The organism is Gelidibacter japonicus, assembly GCF_010725055.1.
Classification (GTDB): Bacteria; Bacteroidota; Bacteroidia; order Flavobacteriales; family Flavobacteriaceae; genus Gelidibacter; species Gelidibacter japonicus.
The window spans coordinates 35,340-59,887 of sequence record NZ_BJKB01000011.1 but is presented as its reverse complement, the minus strand read 5'-3'; the positions used below and the strand labels follow the sequence as shown (position 1 = coordinate 59,887).

Here is a 24,548-nt window from a genome sequence, read left to right as displayed (position 1 = left end):
TTAAACTAGAGCCAAAGTAAATAAAGGAAATATGAATATTAAGAATCAAATTACTAAGTACATGACAAAAATTGCAATAAGTTAATATTTAGTTCATTATACCCTGTCAACAATACTCTCGAGAGGTAATCAAGTCCATATTTACAAACACTCACGGCCCTCCTTCCGTGTTTTTTGATCTTAATGGGTCTGATCTGGGTATCGATAAAATCCCCTATCTTGTAGCACCAGACAAAGGCGATCATAACCAACAACATCAATTTTTCCAGTCGCTCCAAAGCGATCACATGGGTGTCCTCGATGTTGAACCCACTGGATTTCAATCCTCGAAAGAGCGTTTCAACTTGCCAGCGCTTCCCATAGTATTCCAAAGCTTGGTCGGGTCGGTTAAAGGAGACCAAGATGAGGTACTCTATTCTACCATCCTTTATTGTTTTGGTACCCGAGAGATAACACAACTGCCCGTGCATCTTGACAATCCGCTGATAATGTCTCAGCTCACCAACTTTCAGGTTATTAAACAGGTGCCAGGCCTTGACTTGCGTTTGCTGTCTAAGGGAGAAGACCTTAAAATTGTTACGGATCCTGATATGATACCTGATATTTTCCTGATTTAAAAAACCCAACCAATCCTCTCCTACAAACTCCCGGTCGGCTAACAGACAGTCGATACGTTCCCGGCCAAACCACGCTATAAAATCCTTCACCAGTGCAATGCGCTCGCCCGTATTGGAGTTCCCTCGCTTATCCAGCATACGGAACATCAACGGGAAGGCTACATTCTTGTAACAGACACCCAGCATTAATATATTGATGTTGCTCTCTCCAAGTTTCCAGTTAGTGCGGTCCATCACCAAGATAAGAGGTCCTTTCTCGGGTAACAGGGCAACAATCAATTTGGCCACCAACTCCATGGGCAATCTTGCACCGGGCATAAAGCGCTGGATCCGTCTGTAATTACTTGCGGCTTTGACATTCGTGTCGAAACCAGCAGATAACTTGGAATAATTAACAGACTTTATCTTGCACAGGATCGTTATGAAATGACAAACCAGTCGGATCCTGGCCAGGTTCAGAAAGTCCCCGAAATGAGCTTTAAACAGTGTTAATAATTGCGTATCTTCGTTACTGAGACTGGTGTTCTTTTTTAAGGGTATCACGTAGTAGTTTTACCTTTAATATACTGAATATCAGTCTTTTATTATAATTTTTACTTGCTTATTTTATTGATTTTTTAGTAATTTATTTATTTTTTGTCATGTACTAAAAAGTATGGGATGTAGTTATGAATGCAAAAAGGGACATGAAATCATGTTCTTTTTACAAATAAAAGGATTTTTTTCTTTCCTTAAAACATCTTATAATTACAATTGATAAAAAGTGGTAATAAAATGCTATTAAGCCCGAAAAGAAAAAATGCTATTAATCCTTGATAATTTTGAAAGTTTGAACTGAATCACCTGACTTCAATTTTGCAAAATATATTCCTTTTGATAGAGAATGTGATTCAACAACTGCCTTATTAGTGAATAAATTTTCTGTTATTACAATTTTACCTAATATGTCAATAATTTGGACTGAGGAAATTTTGTTACTTTCATTTGAAACAAAGTTCCAAGAACTGTTAGTTGGATTGGGATATACTTTAGCAAATACGTTATTTCTCGCTTCGTTTAATCCGAGTATAGGTGTCTCACTATCATTCAAAAGAACATCATCAATATATATGAATGTATCATCCATTGATCCTAATTGATTTCCTACATCCGTCAAAAACAGTAGTTTAAAAGGAGATATCCCACTCTCTCCAACCTCTATTTTAAATACTAAATCCTCCCATAATCCCGAACCTGAATACTTAGTTATTGGATCTAGAAATGTACTTCCGTCACCAGTTTCAGTAGCATCCACATTGGCACGAATATCAGGAATTACATTACTTAAAACTTTAATGTGGGCATATTTGGTTGTATTGGCAGGAATACTAAAAGGTTTGGGAAATTCTATAAGCTCATACCAATTTCCTGTAGTACTCCCAATCTTGCCACAATTGTCAGAAGTGTTACCAACTTTCAATGGATTAGGAACATTCTGATACGTCGTTCCATATCGATACTGGATAGTTGCGGCGGGAGGTTCAAAATCGCTAAACATTATTGTCTGTCCGTAAGTTAGAGTCGTGATACCCATCATGATGGTTAAAAATGCTAAATTTTGTAAATTTGTTTTCATAATAATATAATTTTAGTGTTAATTTATTTTATAACATATATTACGACACATGTTATTAATTTTTTATAATTACAACAAATACTATGTTTCGCATTTAGTTCATATATGATAGATTTAATTATTCGATTCCAAATGAGTAAGTTATAGTTTCGTGATAAATATTTTCCGGCTTTAATACTGTATTAGGAAAATGAGCATGATTAGGGCTGTCAGGATAATATTGACACTCTAAACAGAGTCCATCAAAAGGTTGGTGCGATCGGTTGTTGTTTCCCGAATATTTGCTTTTTAATTGTTGTCCGGTATAAACCTGAATTCCTGGGTATGTCGTATGGATCTTCAAAGTTCTACCCGATACGCTATCAAACAAAATACATGCTGGTGATTCTTTCTTTACACTTTTATTCAAAATGTAGTATTTATTGTGCTCACCTCCCATTATCATTTTTGCTATTGTCATGTTTGTGATACTTCGTTTGCCAGTCGTAATAATATTTCCATTCGGAATATGATAATTGTCACATTCTAATGTTTGATCTGCTGCAATACTAAGGATGTGGTTATGTACAGTCTCTTTCCCGCCCGTAAGATTAAAATATGCATGATTAGTAAAATTTAGGTGTGTTGGCATATCAGTTGTTGCAAAATACTCGATTCTCAATTCGTTTCTATCGGTCCATTCGTAGGTTATTTTAACTTTGACATTCCCGGGAAAACCTCCGAGACCATCGGGACAAGTTAGGGTGAAGATTAAGGTGTCATCAACAATAGTGAAATCAAAAATTTTTGAATTAAACCCCGCACTTCCGCTATGGTTATTATTCAAACCATCATTTGTTTCCAACTTATAATTTTTATTTCCAATTTTAAATTGCGCATTTGCAATTCTATTTGAGAATGGTCCTATCGAACTTCCGATGTAGCAAGTATCATGCTCATATCCCTCAAACGTTGGGTATCCTAATATGATATTTTCTTTAATCCCGAATTTATCTGGTATTACTATGGATTTTAATGTGGCACCATAATTCGTGAGTTGAATATAGTTATCATGAACGTTAGTAAGTTTAAATTCGTAAATTTTACGATTATCTTTTTTTCCGAAAATGCTTGTTTCAATTCTGTCAAACACCTGATGTTCTTTGCTATAAAATTATGATTTAATAATTATTTTATCTTTAAAGTTAAAATATGACCTTTGATGAAATTGTAAAAAGGCATAACGATTAATCAAATTTAGTTGCATTTTATCATAATTAAATGGATTATTTTTTTATAAACATGGATTTAACTCTTATATTGGGAGATATATTATAAATTTTATTATCTCTTTACAAAATTCATGAAGCAGGAAAAAACATTGGTCGAGGAAGGATTTTTAGGACAACGGATGGTAGTATTGCCCAGGAAAATTATTTCTGTAATCCGGAGAAATCCGCTCATTAATACACTTTATTTTACGGACATTGGATTTTTTCCACGAGCTAGTCATCATTCAGTTGTTAGAGCGAAAGGCAGTAGGGAATTCATTTTAATATATTGCTGTACAGGGGAAGGTGTTATAAAAATCGCAAATCAAAGTAAAGTAGTTAAATCAAATTCTTTTTATATTTTACCCCCAAATACTTCCCACGAGTATTATGCTATAGAAAATAATCCATGGAGTATCTATTGGATACATTTTACTGGCGACATGGCTGTACATTTCTATGCAAAATTTATTTCTGAATACTTTGATAGTCCTGCTCAGTTAGGTTTAAAAGAGCGCAGGATAAACAGTTTTGAGAACTTAATTGATGTCATGGAGAACGGTTTTAGTACTATCAATTTAGAATATGTCAATTTATCCTTATGGCATTTATTAAATACATTTTTGTACAAACATTTATATGCAGAAGATCGAAAAAAATATTCAGAGAATAATACAGTAGAATCGGCTATTACTTATATGAAAGACAATATAAATCTTTCATTAAAAGTAAATGATATTGCTGCCATCTTTAACTATTCTTCATCCCATTTTTTTATATTGTTCAAGAAGCGGACTGGATATTCGCCCATTCATTATTTCAACTATTTAAAGATTCAAAAGGCGTGTCAATACTTGAGTTTTACTACTAAGAGCATTAAAGAAATAAGTTATAGTTTAGGGTTTAATGATCCTTTATATTTTTCTCGGTTGTTCAAAAAAATAATGAGTCTTTCTCCTCTGAAATATCGAAAAAAATATGGGCAATAACTGTTATATTCTGCAAAAGAATAATATTATAATATCGCATTATAATCCATAAATACAAAAAAAATATCCATATCCATACGTTAATAATGTGTTAAGTTTACAACTATATAACGCATTTTAATGAAAAACTTCAATTACACCTTCTTAATGTATATTACTCTTGTCGCCGCACTTGGAGGTTTACTCTTCGGCTATGATTGGGTAGTTATTGGAGGTGCAAAGCCTTTTTATGAGCTTTACTTTGGTATAGCTGATTCCCCGTCCTTTCAAGGTTGGGCAATGAGCAGCGCACTAGTAGGCTGTGTGGCGGGGGCTATGTTTTCTGGAAAATTATCAGACCTATACGGAAGACGCCTACTTCTAATTGTCGCCGCCATACTGTTTAATCTTTCAGCTATTGGTACGGGGTTTTCTGAATCGTTCTCTGTGTTTATATTGTGGCGAATTGTCGGAGGGGTCGGTATTGGCGTGGCTTCAACGATTTCACCTTTATATATTGCTGAAATTGCACCTCAAAAAACTCGTGGCTTTTTTGTATCTATAAATCAATTGACAGTTGTTATTGGCATTTTGGCAGCTCAGATTGCAAATATGTTAATATCACACGAAATTCCAGAGAGTTATTCTTCTGTTGAAATATTAAATTCATGGAATGGACAAGTTGGTTGGAGGTACATGTTTTGGGCAGAATTGATTCCTGCGATTTTGTTTTTTGGTCTTGTATTTTTTATACCAGAGAGCCCAAGATATCTTGCTAAACAGAATAAATATGGTTCTGTTGAAAAAATACTTATGAAAATAGGAGGTGTTCATTACGCCAAAGTCGCCGTTCAAAGGATCAAAGAATCTTTTAGTGATGATTCTTCAAAAACCAAAATAAATCTTCTTTTCAATAAAAAAGGGATGCATATTATTGCTATAGGTGTCGTACTTGCAATTTTACAACAATGGTGCGGAATAAATATTATTTTTAATTATGCCCAAGAAATATTTGTATCGGCTGGTTATGGTATTAATGATTTATTCATGAATATCGTAATTACAGGATCCATTAACCTAGTATTCACTATAGTGGCTATGAGTACTGTCGATAAACTTGGAAGAAAGAAGCTTATGCTGATAGGTTACGGATCATTAACCATGATTTATGCATTGGTAGGTTATTTTTACTATACTAATATCAGTGGCTTTCCATTATTACTCTTGGTAATGATAGCCATAGCTGTATATGCAATGACGATGGCTCCTATTACCTGGGTGATTCTATCTGAAATTTTCCCAAATCGGATTCGGGGGGTTGCAATGTCCATATCTACTTTTGCATTGTGGATGGCGTCGGCATTATTGGTCCAAACCTTTCCTTTGCTCAATGACTATTTTGGAACATCAGGAATTTTTTGGTTATATGGAAGTATCTGTGCGTTAGGTTTTATTTTCATATTTAAATTTCTTCCCGAAACAAAAAACAAAAGTCTTGAAGATATAGAACAACAATTTCTAAGTAAGTGAAATTATAATTAATACTTAAACTGATATGCGAAAAGTAAAAGTTTGGCAAGAAACAATAATATTGCCTACCTATGAAGCTGGAAAGCCAGAGAAGAACCCGGTATTTATTGAAAAAAGAGTTTACCAAGGGAGCACTGGTTCTGTTTATCCTTATCCTGTAATTGAAAAAATCGCGGATGAAAAGGTGGATAAAGAATATTTAGCTGTTTATCTTGAAAACGATTTTTTAAAAATTATGATTTTGCCGGAATTAGGAGGTAGGGTCCAAATGGCCTATGATAAAACAAAGGAGCGTCATTTTGTGTATTATAACCATGTCATTAAACCGGCTTTGGTTGGCCTTACAGGTCCATGGATTTCAGGCGGCATTGAATTTAACTGGCCCCAACATCATCGTCCCACTACCTTTGATGCTGTTGATTTTACCATTGAGGAACATTCCAACGGAAGTGCCACAGTTTGGTGTAGTGAGTTGGAGCGAATGTTCCGCACTAAAGGGATGGCAGGATTTACTTTACATCCGGAAAAGGCATATTTAGAAATAAAAGTTAAAATATATAACAGGACTTCTTTTCCTCAAACGTTTTTGTGGTGGGCTAATCCTGCGGTAAAAGTTAATGACGATTATCAGTCTGTATTTCCACCCGATGTCAATGCGGTATTTGATCATGGAAAGCGTGATGTGTCTTCTTTTCCAATCGCGAAAGGCACTTACTATAAAGTTGATTATTCACCCGGCACTGATATTTCCAATTATAAGAATATCCCAGTACCTACATCATATATGGCTATAAATTCTAAGTATAATTTTGTTGGGGGGTATGAGAATGATTCTAAAGCTGGTTTATTACATGTTGCCAATCATCATATTTCTCCTGGAAAAAAACAATGGACTTGGGGTAATGGAGATTTTGGTCGGGCATGGGATCGTAATTTAACAGATGAGGATGGACCATATATTGAGTTAATGTGTGGCGTCTATACAGACAATCAACCGGATTTTACTTGGTTAATGCCTGGCGAACAAAAAGATTTCGTACAGTATTTCATGCCCTATAGAGACGTTGGCCTAGTCAAGAACGCGACCCATAAAGCTATGGTTAATTTAGAGAGATTAGGAGATGATTTAGTGGTTAAGGTTTATACTACAGGAATATATCCAAATATGGTAATTGTCGTAAAAAAAGAGAATGTTACTTTGCTTGAGGATAGGGTAAATGCTTCACCAGAGAGTTCTTATGAAAATAAAATTAATTTCACTGAACAGACCTTGGAAAATGTTTCTATTTCTGTAAAGGATGGTTATAATAACTTATTAGTTGACTGGAAGTATGAAGGAGATAATGAAAGCGACATTCCCAACTCAGCGCAGGCTGCTATTGAACCCAAGGATATACAGTATAACGAGCAGTTGTTTCTTACCGGACAACATTTAGAGCAATATCGACATGCTACTTATAATCCCATTCCATATTATGAGGAAGCATTAAGGAGAGATCCAAGTGATGTCCGTTGCAATAATGCATTAGGCTTATGGTTAATGCGTAGAGCAAAATTTGCTGAAGCTGAAAATTACTTTAGAAAAGCAATTAGCACCTTAACCAGAAGAAATCCTAATCCTTATGACGGGGAACCATATTTTAATTTGGGTTTAAGTCTTAAATATCAAGAAAACAATGAAGAGGCTTATGACGCTTTTTATAAGTCAACGTGGAACGCCGCATGGCAAAATCAGGCCTACTTTTATTTGGCACAATTGGATGCTAAAAAAGGGGATTATAATCAAGCGTTGGTGCATATTAATAAATCGATTGCAAAAAACACTCAAGACCACAAGGCTTTGCACTTAAAATTGGTTTTGCTGCGATTGCTTAAAGAAAATCAAAACGCGCAACACCTTAATAGCGAATATCTTAATGAAGACCATTTTAATTTCGGTGTGATGTTCGAAAAATACCTTCTTAGCAAGGAGCAAGAAGATTTAAAAGCTATGCAATTACTGCTAAGAGGTAATATTCATAATTATATAGAATATTCTTTAGATTATGCGAATGCTGGTCTCTATGACGAAGCAATTGCTCTAATCATTTTAGGTATTGAGGAAAGAAATGACTATCCCATGGCCTGGTATTATTTGGGATGGTTTTATGAAAAAACGAACAATACTTCTAATGCTTTAGAGGCTTATAAAACAGCAAGTAGTGTCAGCTCTAATTATTGTTTTCCGAACCAAATAGAAGCCGTGGCAGGATTGAAGGCAGCTTTAAAATTAAATCCATCAGATGCTAAAGCACATTACTACTTAGGAAATTTTTGGTATGCGGCTAAACAATATGATGTGGCTATCTTTCATTGGGAAGCATCTATTGATTTAGATGGAACATTTCCAACTGTATATCGTAATTTATCGCTTGGTTATTATAATAAATTGAGAAAAAATCAAGAGGCTTTGGAGTGTTTGGAGAAAGCCTTTGCTTTAGATCCAAGTGATTCCCGAATCCTTATGGAACTGGATCAATTGTATAAGCGTTTGAATAAAGATTTAGAATTTAGACTCTCGTTTTTGGAAAATCATTTGGATTTGGTTATTGAACGCGATGATGTTTATTTGGAACGTGTCACTCTATATAATTTATTGGGTGAATCGGAAAAAGCCTACATGTTATTGATGGATCGACATTTTCATCCTTGGGAGGGTGCTGAAGGAAAAGTTCCGCAACAGTATGTTGTAAGTCTTATAAACCTCGCAAAAGATTTTATAACTCAGAAAAAATATGATCAGGCGATTGAATGCTTAATGCGAACAGATAAATTTCCGGATAATTTTGGTGAGGGAAAACTACATGGAGCGCAAGAAAATGATATTAATTATTGGTTAGGATTGGCTTATGAAAAAAAAGGTTTGACGACCAAATCAAAAAATTATTTTACAAAAGCAAGTGAGGGATTAAGTGAACCTGCCGCCGCGATTTTTTATAATGATCAACAACCGGATACTATTTTTTACCAAGGGCTAGCCTTATTGGAATTACAAAATTTAAAACAAGCAAATAGCCGTTTTGAAAAAATGATTGAGTACGGGAAACGTCATTTGAATGATCATGTTACTATTGATTATTTTGCTGTATCTCTTCCTGATTTAATGATTTGGGAAGATGATTTAGACATGCGTAATACTATTCACTGTTTATATATGCAAGGCCTGGGTTATTTGGGTTTAAACAGGTATTCGGAAGCCGAAACCGCTTTTTTAAAGGTTATGGATAAAGACAAAAGCCACTTAGGGGTAACATTGCATTTGCAAATGCTTAAGGAAAAGCAATTTAATGAAGTATAGAGGTTGTAAAATAGTTTTGTTTGACTATTTCTATAGCGATAATTTAGAACCTTATCTATGGATTATAGAGTAATAGTAGCAACTAATAAATTGGTGTTTAGAAGTTGTAAATAAAAGAATATGACCACTGGAATTATTAATATGTAATAGCCAAGGATAAATAAAGATAAATACAACTTTTTAATATCTATTAACATAAAACTAAAATTATGAAAAAAAGGATAAGCTACTTTTGCTTGTTAATTGCTATTACTTGTCTTGGAAATGTTTATTCCCAAACTATTTCTGGAAGGGTTACTGATGACCACAATTTACCACTACCTGGTTCTAGTATAATAATTAAAGGCACAAATAGAGGTACGGTTGCTGATTTTAATGGCACCTACACCTTAGAAAATGTTTCAGCTAACGCTGTGCTTGAGTTTAGCTACATTGGATTTATTACCCAAACAATTATTGTGGGTTCAGAAACCAAAATTGATATTAGTTTACAACCAGATTTAAATGAGTTAGACGAAATCGTGATAGTGGGTGCAGTGGTTAAAAGAAGTGATCTAACAGGAGCTGTGGGAAACGTTTCAGGAGAAAAACTTCGCGAAACACCGTCGTCCAACGTATTGACATCTTTACAGGGACGTCTTTCAGGAGTTCACATTCAGCAAAATCCGACACCTGGAGGAAGTTCTTCTATTCAAGTTCGCGGGAATAATTCGATTAAATTTGGCAATAATCCAATTTTTGTAGTGGATGGCTTAATTATGGATAATGCTTTGGAGGCAATAAATCCTAATGATGTGGCGAGTATCGATGTCTTGAAGGACGCATCTGCTACCGCCATATATGGATCTAAAGCTTCTAATGGCGTAATAGTTATAACTACAAAAAAGGGACTTAGAGGAACTTCCGGGACAATAGAATTTGATACGTGGACTGGTATTTCTGAATTCAGTAAAACGCTTCCTCTTCTGAATGCTAATCAGCTTTTTGATCTTAGGGTCGATGCTTTTGCCAATGCCTATATGAATGCTAATCCAGGAGCCGATCGTAATGCTTATGTCAACCAGATAACCACGGAAGGTTCCAATGTATTTGCTCAGTATGAGTTAGACGCCCACAGAAATGGGAAAAGCTACAATTGGTTGGATCAAGTTACTCGTAAAGGAATTCAAAGCAATCACAACTTGAGTTTTTCAGGCGGTGGAGATAAAGGCACTTATTATTTAAGTTTCAATTATACAGACCAAACCGGTTTACTCAAAAATTCATCTTTTAAAAGGTATAATGCAAAGATAAATTTAAGTCAAGATGTAAAATCCTGGCTTCAGATTGGGACTAACACAACATTTTCGAGAAACAAATCGACTTATATTGAAGGTAGTGCCTTTACGAATGCTCTTAATGCTAATCCTTTTTTGGAAATTGACTCTACTGCACCATATCTGAAATATGCGGACGTAGTTAATACCAACAGCTACAACCCGATTTTGAGTTTGACCATTGATAACAGAAGTACTAAAAACCACATTACCAGTAGTAACTTTATAAACATTAAACTTATGGACGGATTAGATTTAAGGACAACTGCTTCTATAGATGCCATAGATCAGGCGAATTTCGAATATATGCCATCCACCACTGGGCAATCTTTAAGAAATTCGAAGGATGGTCAAGCACATCATTACCGTTATGCTCAGTTTAATTATCAATTGGATAATACCATAAATTTTAGAACGACTTTAAATGGGATTCATGACCTGAACGTTTTGACTGGTTTTTCATTATCTCGGAATACAAATAATAACACGGATGTGTATGGTGTTGGATTTGAATCCGATGATTTAACCTATCACTATCTGCAGGGAAATGAGCAAAGAGAAAACGTATATCTTGGTTCAGATTTTAATATAAACACTCTCGCGTCTTTTATAGGTAGGGTTGTTTATACTTTCGATAGAAAGTATTCAGTCACCGCCACAACCCGTTTTGACGGATCTTCTAAATTCGGGCCAAAGAATAAGTGGGCCATTTTCCCATCGGTATCTGCGAGTTGGGATGTGGCAAAAGAAGAGTTTCTTGAAGACGCTGTTAATATCAATCAACTTAAACTACGCGCTGGTTACGGTATTGTTGGAAACCAGAACATTCCAAGTTATGGAAATCTATCTTTATATCGTCCATCCGTTTCTAACGGGACTTCTACTTATCAACCTTATGGATATTTTGCAAATCCTGACCTGCGCTGGGAAAAGCAAAAACAATTAAATGTTGGTATTGATATGTCGTTATTCAAAAACAATTTAGGTCTAACGGTGGACTATTTTAATATAGTAAATTCAGACTTGTTAATGGAAAAACTACTCTCTCCAATTGCTGGATTTGGGTTTCAGAAGATCATTTATAATGTTGGAGAAACTACTAACAAAGGTATTGAAATTGCGGTCAATACAAATATTGTTAACCGGGAGGATTTTACATGGGACATATCTGCTAACATTTCATCTTCGGTCAATAAAGTTACTAAGCTTTTCGATGGATTAGAAGCTATATATAATTATGGAGGAGCAACCGGAACGGACGTCCAAAGAACGGGTAACTTGTTTGTGGGTGAATCGATCAACTCCATTTATGTATATCAATTTGATAAAATAGCCCAAACCTCTGATGCGGATGCCATCAATGCTATCGATTTTGGGGGACGAAGCGTAAGCCCAGGAGATATTTTACCGGTCGATCGTGATAATAACGGTAAAATTGATAATGATGATAAGTATGTTGTTGGAAAAACTGATCCTGATTTTTATGGGGGTTTTAATACGAGCTTAAATTATAAAGGAATAGGTCTCACAGCAGTGTTTGCATATTCTATTGGAGGCAAAAAGATAAGTCCGATTTATGAAAGTTATATGAATTCTTATGGTATGAGTGCAGGTCATATAGATTTGCTTGATCGTTGGACCCCATCAAATACAAACTCAGACATACCAAGAGCCTTTAACGGCGGAAGTAGGTATGGATTGTATGAAACAGATAATGCTATACAAGATGCCTCTTTTCTGAGATTAAATGCATTAACGTTATCCTTCGATATTCCAAGTATGATTTCTAATAATTTGAATTTTAAAAAATTGCGCTTATATGTCACCGGCTCTAATTTGTTTACAATAACAAAATATAAAGGTTACGATCCTGAAGGTGGAGATTTCTATCCTACTTCGAGAATGTTTGTAATGGGAGCTCAAATTTCCATGTAAATAATATAAAGAGATAAAAGAAAAGATTATGAAAACAAAAATTTTAGCCATATTAACATTGATCGTTTTGTTAGTCTCATGTTCGGATTATTTGGATCTAAACCCTGAGACCGCATTAACAGATGAACAAATATTCGGTTCCCTAGAAAAAATGGAACCACTTGTATTAGGTGCGTTTAGCTCATGGAGAAATATTCAAAAGGACCGTGGGGGACTAATCACTCAGTTAGGTACTGATGAAACTCAACAGGGCACATATCAAGTAACTACTGTTCCCGAACAAGCAGGCCTCGATTACTATAACGGATACTTGTCGAAAGAGAATAGTGTCATTAATGCACAATGGAATTCTCGTTTTCAAATTATTGGTCCTGCGGCACAAGCAATTTATTTTCTCGGAATCAATAATGAAGAAGATGAAAACCGTCGGAAAATCCTATTAGGTGAGGCGAGTTTTATTAGAGCAACTTTAATGTTTGAACTTTCCATCTATTGGGGTGAAATTCCAATCGTGGACTATGGTCGTGTAGCAGAACTCGGATCCGGTCGAAAGTCACTAAAAGATGTATATACTTATATCACAAACGACCTTCTTGTAGCCGAGGCTAATCTTCCAGTCACCCAAGAAAACCCATCACTACCCACAAAAGGGGCTGCTCAGGCCATGCTCGGAAAAGTTTATATGTATGCACCTGAGACCTCTGAATTCCGTGACTATAATATAGCAAAAGAATGGTTTGGTAAAGTTATAAATTCTGGAACTTACAGTCTTTTACCATCTTATTCCAGTGTTTTTAGTCCTAATAATGCAAATTCTCAGGAATCGATTTATGAGTTTCAATTTAATAATACTTATCCAGACAATAATCAACTCCAATGGCAGACAGGATCTAGAGCTGTAGCTAACGTTGATCAATATGCTTATTTTGGTGGCTATGATTTACTTCTTCCAACGAAATATTGCTATACTGATGTAGTTGATGGTGGTCTATGGGAGCCAGGAGATTTACGTAAAAATGCCAGTATTCGTTATGACTTTACCTATAAAGGCTCAATTCCTCCAATACCGGCAGGGGCTGGGGGAGATGAACTTGATCCCCATATAAGAAAGTATGAAGACATACGCACTCAAGGTTCAATATCATTTTGGTATTCAGGGAAAAATAAAACATATTTGAGATATTCAGATGTACTATTATGTTATGCCGAATGCCTTAATGAATTAGGCAGTACTAATGAAGCAGAGACTTATGTCAACCTGGTTAGAAATAGGGCCTTTGGGGGCACTATGCCCGGAGACATGGCATGGAATGGTTTATCGCAGTCCGATTTCAGAAGGAATATATTGGATGAACGTATGCGCGAACTGGCATTTGAAGGCTGGAGAAGGATGGACCTTATACGCACCGGGAAATTAGTGGAGTTGGTAAAGGTTCGGAATAAATGGGCAAACGAAAACGGTACAATTGCGAATTTTCACAATAGATACCCAATTCCTTTAACTGAAATCCTAATCAATCCAGATATTGATGATGGGGATCAAAATGAAGGCTATTAAAAAGACTAATAAAAAGCATTTTTGCGTGTATTGTTTTTAAAAATTCCTTCTGAAAATGACATCTATGGTTCTATCAGTTTTAAATAATCCTTAATATCAGCCTCTTAAAATACTATATGATATGCTATTATTAATATGTAATAAACCAAATATAATGGGAAAATTTAAACCATATATTCTCGTAATTTTCTTGTCGCTCATAATTAATTTGACACCCATGATGGCCCAAGAAATTATTTTAATAAAAACGAAGAACACTACCTTGGCATTACAAGTAAATACGAGCAACGAGTTAAGTACAATATATTTTGGTGCTTCACTAGATAATGATAATGAGTATGGATTCATTCCGCCTGAATATAGCCAAGGAACAGATTATTCTGGAGTTTATAATGCCACATATACATCTTCTGGGTCCAAAAACCTTTTGGAGCCGGCAATTGCTGTAACACATGCCGATGGGAATACTTCATTAGATTTACATTATGTAAGCAAGACTATAACCTCGATTGGTGAAGGGATCACACAGACAGATATTTTATTAAGAGATCCGGTTTATCCTTTCGAAGTGCATTTATTTTATGTCACTTATTTTGAAAATGACATCATAGAACAATGGACAACAATTAAGCATTCGGAAAAAGGTGAGGTTATATTGAATAAATTTTCTTCAGCCAACTTGTATCTCAAAGGTTCTAAAGAATATTGGTTAAACCAATATCATGGAGATTGGGCACAAGAGATGCAGTCAGAGGAAACAAGATTGACCCATGGGATTAAAGTACTTGATTCTAAATTAGGAACCAGAGCTAATTTATTTCAGCCACCTGTTTTTATGGTGTCATTGGAGACACCTGCTACCGAAAATGAAGGTTTCGTATTGTTTGCTGGCTTAGAATGGTCGGGTAATTTTCGAACTGATTTAGAATTAGATCCGTTAAATAATTTAAGAATTATTTCAGGGATTAATAATGATGCATCCAATTATAGGTTGGCAAAGAATGTCATATTTAAAACCCCAAAGTTTTGGTTCACTTTATCGTCTCAGGGAAAAGGTTTTGCCAGTAGAAATTTGCATAATTGGGCAACAAAGTATAAAATATTGGACGGAGAAGGATCACGTTATACACTTTTAAATAACTGGGAGTCAACTTATTTCGATTTTGATGAAGCAAAACTTAAAGATTTGATTGTTGACAGTAGGAGGCTTGGCGTAGATCTTTTTTTACTTGATGATGGGTGGTTTGGGAATGATTATCCAAGAAATAATGACGATGCAGCATTGGGAGATTGGGATGTTAATAAAAAGAAGCTTCCCAATGGTATTGCCACGTTAGTGGAAACGGCGACAAATAACAATGTGGGATTTGGAATTTGGATAGAGCCCGAAATGGTAAGTCCTGAAAGTAATTTATATCAAAAGCATCCAGATTGGGTCATCAAACAACCTGATCGAGAAGAACATTATTTTAGAAACCAACTTGTTTTGGATTTATCTAATCCAAAAGTCCAGGATTTTGTATACGGAGTTGTGGATGATTTATTCATTGAAAATCCTGATTTAGCCTATATAAAATGGGATTGTAATGCGGTCATTTATAATTCGTACTCAAAGCACTTGGGTGCAAACCAGTCTCATCTGTATATTGATTATGTTAATGGACTCTATAAAGTATTGGAACGAGTTCGTGCGAAATATCCGAAAACACCGATGATGCTTTGTGCTGGTGGAGGTGGGAGAGTTGATTATGCCGTTCTTAAATATTTTACTGAATTTTGGCCAAGTGATAATACTGATCCCATAGAGCGCATTTTTATGCAATGGGAATACTCATATTTTTATCCCGCAATAGCCACCGTAAATCATGTCACCAATTGGGGTAAGCAACCAATAAAGTTTAAAACCGACGTTGCCATGATGGGTAAATTGGGATTTGACATTGTTGTAGAAGATTTAAATGAGGAAGACCTCGAATTTTGTCAGAACGCCATAAAAAATTATTCGGCATTAAGTAATTCCATTCTGCATGGAGCACTATACAGATTACAGAGTCCGTTGAAAAATGATGTTGCATCATTGATATTTGTAAACAAGAATGGAAATGAAGCTGTAATGTTTAATTATTTAGTGAATAACCGTTATGGGAGCGGGTCGCGAAATCCAATTATAATAAAAGGTTTAGATAAGGATGCACATTATCTAGTTGAAGAGATAAATGTCTATCCAAATAAAGAGCCAGTAGTTATTTCAAAAGCTTACAGTGGAGATTTTTTGATGAAGATAGGAATTAACCCTCATGTCAATTTAAATAACACTAGCGTCGTTTTAAAATTAACAAGAATATAAATTCGTAACTATTTTCTAATTATTTCAGTAATAAAATGAGAGATGTTATTTTTTTTCAAATACAAATCTTTTACTCGGAACGAGTAAAACCAATCGATAAATAATATAGTTAATAAATAATATAATCACCAAAATAGATCATTATGAAATTAATAATATCCGAAGATAGATTATTTTTAAATCTATTTTGTGCACTTATTTTAACCATGTGTCCAATTATAAGTATGGCACAAACTTATGAGTTTGAATCTGGGATACTTACAAACAATGCTTATGCCGATTATTGTGCATCTTGTTCAGGAAATAGTATGGTAAGTTATGTTGGAGTTGACAGTGATGCCACAATACCAGTCAATGTGTCAACTGCTGGCTGGTATAATCTAGAATTATTTTATTGTACTGCGGAAGAAAGAACAATTCGCTTAAAAACAGGGTCAAGTGCTACAATAGCTATTCCTTGTGAACCGAGTGGAGGGTGGGATGTACCTGCTTCAATTGTTATACAAGTCTATTTAAATGCTGGAGTTACAAACCTTTTATGGGAAAACGCAAATAATTTTGCACCAAATCTTGACAAGTTCGAATTAACTCCCGTTGGTTCTTCCAATCAACAATCATTTACTTTTGGTTCAAACAATTCCTTGGTTTACAATTTGACAAATAAAACATATGATGTTGTATTTGATGGGAAAGTCGTCATTAAAAATGCTTCGGCTTATGCATCCAGCGATCAACAGTATATAAGTACAAATTTTGCAGCGAGTTCTTATTCGTCAGAACTTTTTACTGACAATATTGGTACTGGCACCAAGCATATTTTTACATTAACCGGTAATTTTACTTTAGGGATGCAACAAGTTTTTTACACCTATACGGATAAAGAGTATTTGGTCACCGAAGTAATTCTCACAGGTGCCGGGTCTAATAGTTATAAAATGTCTCCATTAACTAGTAATCAAGTAACTCCAAACTTTGGTGGAGGCGATACTCGGGCCTTGTTTGTACCATATGATAATGATGAATGGGTCCGCTATAATGCCAACGTGTTAGGATATTCCGATTTTACTTCATCCGAGGTTACAAGTATATATAATAACACGAATCGCAAAGGTTTAGTGATTGGATCTTTAGACCGGTCCAAATGGAAGACTGGTGTCAAGGTGTATGGAGGAGATGAAGGGTCAACTTATCTTTCTGTCATCGCTGGCTGGACGGATGACAATATTACTCATGATGGTCGTGGACATGGTTGGGTTAGCGTCGGAGAGACGAGTTGTTCATCTCCAAAAGTTATAATAAGTCAAGATGATGATTGGCGGACTGGACTTGAAAAATTTGGAAAGGCTTCTGCCGAAATACAACCAAAATACATTTATGACTGGACCGCTCCAAAACCTTTTGGTTGGAATAGTTGGGCGGCTTTTGGAACTACTATTAATTATTCAAAATCAACAGCTATAGTCGATTTTTTTCATGATGATTGTCCGGGATTTAGGAGTGAAGACAATACCCTGTTCATAGATCTTGATTCGTATTGGGATAATATGACAGATGTCCAGTTAACGGAATTTGTAACTTATGCGAAAAGCAAAGGATTTAAGGCAGGAATTTATTGGGCGCCTCTTGTCGATTGGGGAAAGTGGAATCGCCAAGTAGAAGGTAGTTCTTATAATTATGCATCCATTTGGACTAAGATCAATGGTGCTCCGTTTGAAAGATCAGGAGCTTATGCCATCGACCCTACTCATCCGGGAACAAAGGAAAGAATGAAATATTATATTGATCGCTTCAAAGCGGCAGGTTTCGAGATGTTAAAAATTGACTTTTTGACACATGCTAGTCTGGAAGCAGACAGCTTCTATAATCCTAATATTCATACAGGTATGGAAGCTTATCACGACGGAATGCGATTTTTAATAGATGAGATTGGAAGCACAATGTTAGTGGAAGCTGCGATATGTCCTAATTTGTCAACAGGTCCTTATGCCCATATGCGGCGCATTGCTTGTGATACATATCGACAAGGTAACATCCTGGATACTGAATACCAACTTAACAGTGCTACCTATGGCTGGTGGCAAAACCAAATTTATGATTACCTAGATTCGGATAGTGTTGTCTTTGGGAATACGTCGATTGGAGAAAACCGAGCTCGACTCTTAGCAAGTATAGTTATTGGTACAGTAACGGCGGGAGATGACTATTCTACTTCAGGAGTTTGGCATGAAAAATCAAAAGATATGCTTCAAAATCAGGAACTGATGGATGTTGCACGTTATGACGTTGAGTTTATTCCTGCCGAAGGCAATACCGATCTATCGGCATCAAATATATTTTATGGTGTAAAAAATGATATGATTTATATAGCTGTATTTAATTATAGCAATTCAACAGTTACAAATAACATTGATCTGAGTAGATTGGGTTTAGGGTCTGAAAATTATATAGTTAAGGATTTATTCACGGGAATCACTAGTGAAGCTCAAGAAACATTGAGTGTTGAGATAAAGAAAAAGGATGCCACGATATTTAAAATTTATTCAGAATCGTTAGAGCTTCCAGATGTTAATTCTATTCTAAAACAAGGAGCCGTATTTCCAAATCCTTCTTCGACAAACGTTAAAATCAAATTTTCCCAAGCTATAAATGACCATGTTAAATATACAATCTATGATATGAACGGAAAAGTGGTTTTAAATAATACTTTAGAGACTAAAGGCGTTTTGAGTCCAAATATTCCTGTAAGCTCCCTATCGGATGGGATTTATATTATAAGAGTATTAAGATCGAACGGGACGGTACAGAATTTTAAATACATCAAAAAATAAGGAAATAAAATCCAAGTTGGCTTTTAGATTCGTAATTCTGGAAATACCTAAATATGATTAGTGTCATTACGTAGGACAGATTTTAGTGGAATACCTACTAAATTTGGGACTAATTTTTTCAAGCCACTTTTTTAGAAAACCCTCTTAGTCTCATTTCCATTTCTAAAGGGGAGAGATACCCTAAACTAGAATGTAGTCTTTCGTTATTGTACCACGTTATGTATTGATTTATCGATTCGAACAAATGGTCGTGAGTGGTATATTTGAACCTATACAGCCATTCATGTTTTATCGTTTTAAAAAAACTCTCCGCAACAGCATTGTCCCAACAATTACCCTTTCTGCTCATGGATTGTGTTATTTTTTTTTATGCTTATCCGTAAAGACACCTAAAGTTCGTTCCATTGATGCTGAACGCCTGCTATCAGGAGTCTTTCCATTGTCCGTTCTCCAAAGTACCTTCTATTGAACTTATAACAGAACTCGTTAAGGTAATTTTGCAGGAAATCGTCGTCTATCCTATGGTGTACGTCGAGCAGCAGTCTCTTTGCGTTGCTTATTGCTTTGTGTACCCATGGCAGCAATTTGTTGACATTTGCAGTGTTGACCTTGTGGGCGGTATGCTCGACCGTACTGCTGATTTTCTTGTAGGATGAATAGTCGTCGGTCGTCATGTGCGTGCCCTTGTCAACCCCAATTTCTATCTTTTGGTTTATGGTCTCTGACCTCAGGTTATTGATCACTTTCATCTTAAGGTACTTTACCTTCTTGTCCGGTCTGTTCCTTTTTGTGTTGTCCGGATTGTCCTTGGATTCAACCATGACAAGGACGGTGGTCTGTCTCTGGCTCCCCCTGCCACGCTTGTTGGGCTCATCCTTGTCGCGATCACGGTCTACGGTCTCGAAGAAGCCCTCGTCCAGTTCGATGGCCTCAGTCAGCGTATGGGTATCATCGCGCAGCCCCATGACCGAACGTATCTTGTGCATCATCGCCCAGATGGGTTCGTAGCGGTTGTGGCCCAGCTGTCGCTGCATCTCCTTGGCGGAGAAGCTCTTCTTGGTCGCGGTCAGAAGGTGCATGGCGATGAACCAGTACTGGAAGGGCAGCTTGCTCGACTGCAATACCGTTCCCGAGCGTAATGAAGTTCGGAATCTGCACTGCTTGCACTCGTAGCTCCATTTGTCCCCTTTCCAATAATGATCGGTGCAGCCGCATTTCTTACAGATAACGCCCTGCTTGTCCCTGACTGCCTTGAATTTCAGCTTGCAGCTCTCTTCATCGGGATAGTGTTTGTAATAATCTATAATTGACATCTCTTTTTCTGGTTTAGATCCAAAGATAATAATTTAGGTGTTAAAACGGATAAGCATTTTTTTTTATTGAAATTAAAGAGATCGGTCAATTTATTGGAGGCATATTGTACCCCTCTGTCAGAATGAAAGATGAAGCCATTGCGGAGTGCTCTAGTCCGACATGCATCCAACCAGGCCTTCATTACGGTGTTGCCAGCGGTCATATCCTCGCTCAACGCCCAGCCCACAATTTTCCTGTCGGCAAGGTCCATGACCGTGGTCAAGTAGTTCCATTGGTCACCAACACGGATATATGTAATATCTGAGACCCATTTCTTCCCCAGTTGCACAGTGCCAAAGTCTCTGTCAAGTTTATTATCCGCCACAGGGAAGGTGTACTCGGAATCCGTTGTCACCACGAATTTTCTTCTTAGCACGAATCTCAAACGCATTTCCCTCATCAGCAATGCTATATAGGAACGGGAATAGAACAGGTTTGCTCGTTCCAGTTTTTGCTGGATACGATAGCTGCCATAGATTTCCATGCTCTGTCCAAAATGGAATCGAATTCTTTTTTTTAATGTCTCGGTTGCTGTTTCGACCCTTTCCAAATCTTTGTTCCTAAGCCAATGATAATAAGAGTTCTTGCCCACTTTCATGCACTTGCACATCTTCCCGACAGGATAATAATCTTTGTTCCTTAGAATAAAATGATATATTATGTGCCGCTCTTGGAGAAGATGCTCACCGCCTTTTTTAATATATCACGCTCCATCTTGACCTCTCTGAGCTCTTTCTGCAAAGACTTCAGTTCCTGCTCCTGCGGGGAAACCTCTCTTTTCTTGCTGAAATCCCCCGATTTAGCTTCATATTCCCTTTTCCATCGACGTATCATACCGCCGTTCAGACCATAGTCCTCACTAACCTGTTTTGCCATTAATCCAGATTTTAATAAATCTACTATCATAACCTTGAATTCGTTATCATACTGTTTTGCCATAATTCAAATATACTTATTATGGACTCAATAAATTAGTACCATCAAAGATAGACACTCCACTTTTGGATAATTGTTCTAACCGGACATCCAGGCGCTTGTCATTGGTAAGCTCAGTATAGTCAGGAATAAAATACTTCGGTGAGATTTCTGGAGATTTCATTTTTTTGCCAAATATATTAATAAAAACTTGTGTGTACTGGGTAGCTACCGGCAGGCAGGAAAGGAAAACTATATTTTGGCGCCATAAAAAGTAAATATTTATGGCTCACTTTGTTAAATATTTAAGCTGAACATTGCTCTCAAATATCCAATATTCATTTAATTGCTAAACATTATCAGGAAATTAGATTATTAGGCTCTTCAATCCCACTTGGCATTAACTATTAAAAAATTCATAAACTATGATTGGGAGCCTATCTTAATAAAATTATCATCAATAGAAATTTCAAGACATTTTAAAAAATGAAATCTCCTTTTTTTATTTTTCCTTCTTATTTATAAACTGGATTATAAAACCTCCTTTAGGCAACATTGAGTACGACCAATCCGCATCAACTGGATACGTATGGGTTGCAAACTCCATTAATGGATCTTCACCTTCAGTAATTATTTTAAAATCTGAAAAGTTTCCACAATATTTTTTAAGATTCAACTTAAGAGGCATTTGCTTATGGGTACCATTTATTCCAACAATATAAGATAATGAATCCTTTATTCGTAAAAGTACAATTGCTTCGCCTGGCTCGCATACAATACCTTCCGATTTATCCCAGGTAGCGGGCATATCTTTCAATAGGGTTTTTACATCGGTTGGTAATGATTCAAACACTTCTTTAGAATCAGCAAAATGAATAATCCCTGAAGTATAAATCATTGGAGTTGCCAATTCATGAACTGCAGTATTTAAACGAGGATATTTTCGCATGGTAAGCCCAACAGCTGTATAGTCTGAAGGGCCGGCAACATTTCTTGTAAAAGGCAATACGGTGTTCTGCTCTGCCGCTTTATCAGGGTATCTTTCTTCATAAAAATAACTTTCGAGCCCTAAAATGGCTTCGGCTGTTAGAAAATTAGGCCAAGTTCTATGCCAACCTCTTGGAACAGTAACACCATGCAGGTTTACCAATAAATGCTCCTTCGCTGCATCTTCAAAAACACCCTGTAAGGCGTTCATTACTTCCTGCCTATCAGAACACCAAAAGTCTATTTTAACTCCTTTAATACCCATTTTCGCGAATTTCTTTAAACGTGTTTTTCTTTTTTCTGAGTCAAAATAATCTCCCGAAAATCCCCATACCAATGGTTTTATGCCTTTGGACAAAGCTGTATTTATGATGGATTCCAATGAGTCTGCTTTTCCCATCCAGCATCAAATAGCGTGTATTCCCAGTCAAACGAGACGGCTAAATCGGTAAACTTGTTATATATTTCTGCGGACATGTCTTCAGGTTCAGACCACCAGGACCAGGATGCCTTTCCCGCTTCTATCCAGGAGGTATTCTCAATTTTTGAGGCTGGTGCCAAATCTGTAATTAAGCTTGAAAGCAATATATCTCCAGCCTGGTCTCCAACAATAATAACTCTCCAGGGCATTGTCCATGGGAGATTAGATTTTGGGTTCGAGGTCGACCGCAGAAGAGGAAATCAAAAACCTTCAAAACCCTGTAAATCTTATGATTTACAGGGTTTTATGTTTTTGAGACAATCATAGGATTTGGTTCTATTTGATTCTGAAAGGTCACAAATCGTCAACATATTTTTTAATCGTCAACATTGTGGTTAAAAAGCTGTATATTGATTTCCGAAGTCTAGTTGATTTGACTTTCGTCTAAATAATGTTTAATCATTAAAGACGACAACTATGAGAGCTTCTTCAACATTTTCCATCTTGTTTTGGGTGTACGCCAAACGTGCAATTAATAATAAAGCAAATATCTACGTCCGAATTACTCTTGATGGTCAACGAGTGAACATCAGTTTAAAACGAAAAGTTGATATCACTTCTTGGGATGAAAAGCTTCAACGAGCTACCGGAAGGGGTAAAGATGCCCGAATTCTAAATCAGTATCTAAATGAGGTGCAGACTAAAATTCAAAGAATATATGAGCAATTTAAATCGGAAGACAGAGGTCTTAACCCCCAGATGATTAAAGCACGCTTTTTAGGTGAAGATAAAAACAATCTCTCCTTTCAGGGCCTAATTATTTATTATAACGAAAAAATGCAGCACAAGTTGCATAGAAATACGATGGCCCAGTATAAGACCAGTCAACGTTATATGTCAGAATTCATTTCTATGGAATTCAATATGAATGATATCCCTTTGGCAAAACTCAAATATAGTTTCATTGTTGGTTTTGAAAGTTTTCTCCGTTCTTATATTCCTAGAAGTGGGCAGGCTAAAATGGGAAATAATACCGCGATGAAACATATAAAACGTTTACGGAGGATGGTCACACTTGCTTACCGAATGGAATGGATCGACAGAGATCCATTTGTCAATTTTAAAATGAAGATCGAGAAGAAGGAACGAGGTTTCCTTACAATGACAGAATTACAAGCTGTTGAGGATTTAACTTCTGCAATTGAACGACTGGTCGTTGTTCGAGATTTATTTGTTTTCAGTTGCTACACGGGTATATCCTATAGCGATATCATAGAATTGACAAGCAAAAATATCGTAAGCGGTATAGATGGCAATCCTTGGATAATGGCAACGAGAACAAAGACGGGCACTCCGTTTAAAATTCCCTTACTGCCAAAGGCTGGACATTTGATTGGCAAATACAGTGAGCACGTAAGGACTTGTGACACTGATCACCTTTTACCCAAACTTTCAAATCAGAAATTAAACAGCTATCTGAAGGAAATAGCAGATCTCTGTGGTATCAAAAAAAATCTTACCTTCCATATGGCACGTCACACTTTTGCAACGACGGTTACCTTAAGTAATGG

General features: G+C 36.2%; 15 protein-coding genes and 2 pseudogenes. 8 read left to right on the top strand and 9 right to left on the bottom strand.

Going from position 1 to position 24,548, the window contains the following annotated elements; all coding sequences use genetic code 11:
• Nucleotides 1–53: 53 nt before the first annotated feature.
• From G6N06_RS12195 to G6N06_RS12185, 3 genes are all read right to left on the bottom strand, one after another.
• Nucleotides 54–1,160 carry an IS4 family transposase gene (locus G6N06_RS12195; RefSeq protein ID WP_371865863.1) on the bottom strand — a complete coding sequence of 369 codons (1,107 nt, stop codon included), beginning with the start codon at nucleotides 1,158–1,160 and terminating at the stop codon, nucleotides 54–56.
• Between the two features lie 262 nt (nucleotides 1,161–1,422).
• The gene (locus G6N06_RS12190; protein ID WP_163517025.1) at nucleotides 1,423–2,232 is read right to left on the bottom strand and encodes a T9SS type A sorting domain-containing protein; all 810 of its coding nucleotides are present in this window, start codon (nucleotides 2,230–2,232) and stop codon (nucleotides 1,423–1,425) included.
• A gap of 118 nt (nucleotides 2,233–2,350) precedes the next feature.
• On the bottom strand, nucleotides 2,351–3,364 hold the full coding sequence (locus tag G6N06_RS12185; protein ID WP_163517024.1) for an aldose epimerase family protein: 1,014 nt from the start codon (nucleotides 3,362–3,364) through the stop codon (nucleotides 2,351–2,353).
• Nucleotides 3,365–3,574: 210 nt separating this feature from the next.
• Here G6N06_RS12185 and G6N06_RS12180 point away from each other — a divergent pair, with 210 nt between their 5' ends.
• The 7 genes from G6N06_RS12180 to G6N06_RS12150 all read left to right on the top strand — a co-directional run bounded on the left by G6N06_RS12180 (nucleotide 3,575) and on the right by G6N06_RS12150 (nucleotide 19,301).
• On the top strand, nucleotides 3,575–4,471 hold the full coding sequence (locus G6N06_RS12180) for an AraC family transcriptional regulator (RefSeq protein WP_163517023.1): 897 nt from the start codon (nucleotides 3,575–3,577) through the stop codon (nucleotides 4,469–4,471).
• A 120-nt stretch (nucleotides 4,472–4,591) separates the two neighbouring features.
• Complete coding sequence (locus G6N06_RS12175; RefSeq protein ID WP_163517022.1) at nucleotides 4,592–5,980, top strand: sugar porter family MFS transporter; 1,389 nt, start codon at nucleotides 4,592–4,594, stop codon at nucleotides 5,978–5,980.
• A 25-nt stretch (nucleotides 5,981–6,005) separates the two neighbouring features.
• Nucleotides 6,006–9,317: a tetratricopeptide repeat protein gene (locus G6N06_RS12170; protein ID WP_163517021.1), complete on the top strand. Its 3,312-nt coding sequence runs from the start codon at nucleotides 6,006–6,008 to the stop codon at nucleotides 9,315–9,317.
• A gap of 209 nt (nucleotides 9,318–9,526) precedes the next feature.
• Nucleotides 9,527–12,568 (top strand): SusC/RagA family TonB-linked outer membrane protein, encoded by a 3,042-nt coding sequence (locus G6N06_RS12165; RefSeq protein ID WP_163517020.1) that lies wholly within the window; start codon nucleotides 9,527–9,529, stop codon nucleotides 12,566–12,568.
• Nucleotides 12,569–12,596: 28 nt separating this feature from the next.
• Entirely contained in the window at nucleotides 12,597–14,126 is a 1,530-nt protein-coding gene (locus G6N06_RS12160) for a RagB/SusD family nutrient uptake outer membrane protein (RefSeq protein ID WP_163517019.1), read from the top strand.
• Between the two features lie 154 nt (nucleotides 14,127–14,280).
• On the top strand, nucleotides 14,281–16,473 hold the full coding sequence (locus G6N06_RS12155) for an alpha-galactosidase (protein ID WP_163517018.1): 2,193 nt from the start codon (nucleotides 14,281–14,283) through the stop codon (nucleotides 16,471–16,473).
• Between the two features lie 143 nt (nucleotides 16,474–16,616).
• Entirely contained in the window at nucleotides 16,617–19,301 is a 2,685-nt protein-coding gene (locus G6N06_RS12150; RefSeq protein WP_163517017.1) for a T9SS type A sorting domain-containing protein, read from the top strand.
• A 118-nt stretch (nucleotides 19,302–19,419) separates the two neighbouring features.
• Here the strand turns inward: G6N06_RS12150 and G6N06_RS12145 are convergent.
• From G6N06_RS12145 to G6N06_RS19915, 6 genes and pseudogenes are all read right to left on the bottom strand, one after another.
• Nucleotides 19,420–19,665: pseudogene (locus G6N06_RS12145) on the bottom strand (transposase); the annotation flags it as partial.
• Nucleotides 19,666–19,690: 25 nt separating this feature from the next.
• Nucleotides 19,691–20,614 (bottom strand): IS1595 family transposase, encoded by a 924-nt coding sequence (locus G6N06_RS12140; RefSeq protein WP_163517016.1) that lies wholly within the window; start codon nucleotides 20,612–20,614, stop codon nucleotides 19,691–19,693.
• A 59-nt stretch (nucleotides 20,615–20,673) separates the two neighbouring features.
• Nucleotides 20,674–21,593 (bottom strand): annotated as a pseudogene (locus tag G6N06_RS12135) (IS3 family transposase); the annotation flags it as partial.
• 16 nt (nucleotides 21,594–21,609) lie between these two features.
• Nucleotides 21,610–21,753, bottom strand: a complete 144-nt coding sequence (locus tag G6N06_RS12125; protein WP_163517014.1) for a hypothetical protein — start codon at nucleotides 21,751–21,753, stop codon at nucleotides 21,610–21,612.
• A 318-nt stretch (nucleotides 21,754–22,071) separates the two neighbouring features.
• Complete coding sequence (locus G6N06_RS12120) at nucleotides 22,072–22,956, bottom strand: glycoside hydrolase family 97 catalytic domain-containing protein (RefSeq protein ID WP_240338056.1); 885 nt, start codon at nucleotides 22,954–22,956, stop codon at nucleotides 22,072–22,074.
• Nucleotides 22,923–23,186: a hypothetical protein gene (locus tag G6N06_RS19915; RefSeq protein ID WP_240338055.1), complete on the bottom strand. Its 264-nt coding sequence runs from the start codon at nucleotides 23,184–23,186 to the stop codon at nucleotides 22,923–22,925. Before G6N06_RS19915 ends, G6N06_RS12120 begins: the two co-directional genes overlap by 34 nt.
• Before the next feature lie 268 nt (nucleotides 23,187–23,454).
• Between G6N06_RS19915 and G6N06_RS12115 the strand changes: the two genes are divergently transcribed.
• Nucleotides 23,455–24,548 (top strand): site-specific integrase (locus tag G6N06_RS12115; RefSeq protein WP_163517115.1); only part of this gene is annotated, 1,094 nt, incomplete at its 3' end.

Excerpts from the sequence above, each read along its gene's own strand:
- G6N06_RS12175 (WP_163517022.1), top strand. The coding sequence starts at position 4,592 with ATGAAAAACTTCAATTACACCTTCTTAATGTATATTACTCTTGTCGCC.
- G6N06_RS12120 (WP_240338056.1), bottom strand. The coding sequence starts at position 22,956 with ATGGGAAAAGCAGACTCATTGGAATCCATCATAAATACAGCTTTGTCC.
- G6N06_RS12190 (WP_163517025.1), bottom strand. The coding sequence starts at position 2,232 with ATGAAAACAAATTTACAAAATTTAGCATTTTTAACCATCATGATGGGT.
- G6N06_RS12160 (WP_163517019.1), top strand. The coding sequence starts at position 12,597 with ATGAAAACAAAAATTTTAGCCATATTAACATTGATCGTTTTGTTAGTC.
- G6N06_RS19915 (WP_240338055.1), bottom strand. The coding sequence starts at position 23,186 with ATGCCCTGGAGAGTTATTATTGTTGGAGACCAGGCTGGAGATATATTG.
- G6N06_RS12150 (WP_163517017.1), top strand. The coding sequence starts at position 16,617 with ATGAAATTAATAATATCCGAAGATAGATTATTTTTAAATCTATTTTGT.
- G6N06_RS12180 (WP_163517023.1), top strand. The coding sequence starts at position 3,575 with ATGAAGCAGGAAAAAACATTGGTCGAGGAAGGATTTTTAGGACAACGG.
- G6N06_RS12170 (WP_163517021.1), top strand. The coding sequence starts at position 6,006 with ATGCGAAAAGTAAAAGTTTGGCAAGAAACAATAATATTGCCTACCTAT.
- G6N06_RS12155 (WP_163517018.1), top strand. The coding sequence starts at position 14,281 with ATGGGAAAATTTAAACCATATATTCTCGTAATTTTCTTGTCGCTCATA.
- G6N06_RS12165 (WP_163517020.1), top strand. The coding sequence starts at position 9,527 with ATGAAAAAAAGGATAAGCTACTTTTGCTTGTTAATTGCTATTACTTGT.
- G6N06_RS12140 (WP_163517016.1), bottom strand. The coding sequence starts at position 20,614 with ATGTCAATTATAGATTATTACAAACACTATCCCGATGAAGAGAGCTGC.
- G6N06_RS12125 (WP_163517014.1), bottom strand. The coding sequence starts at position 21,753 with ATGAAATCTCCAGAAATCTCACCGAAGTATTTTATTCCTGACTATACT.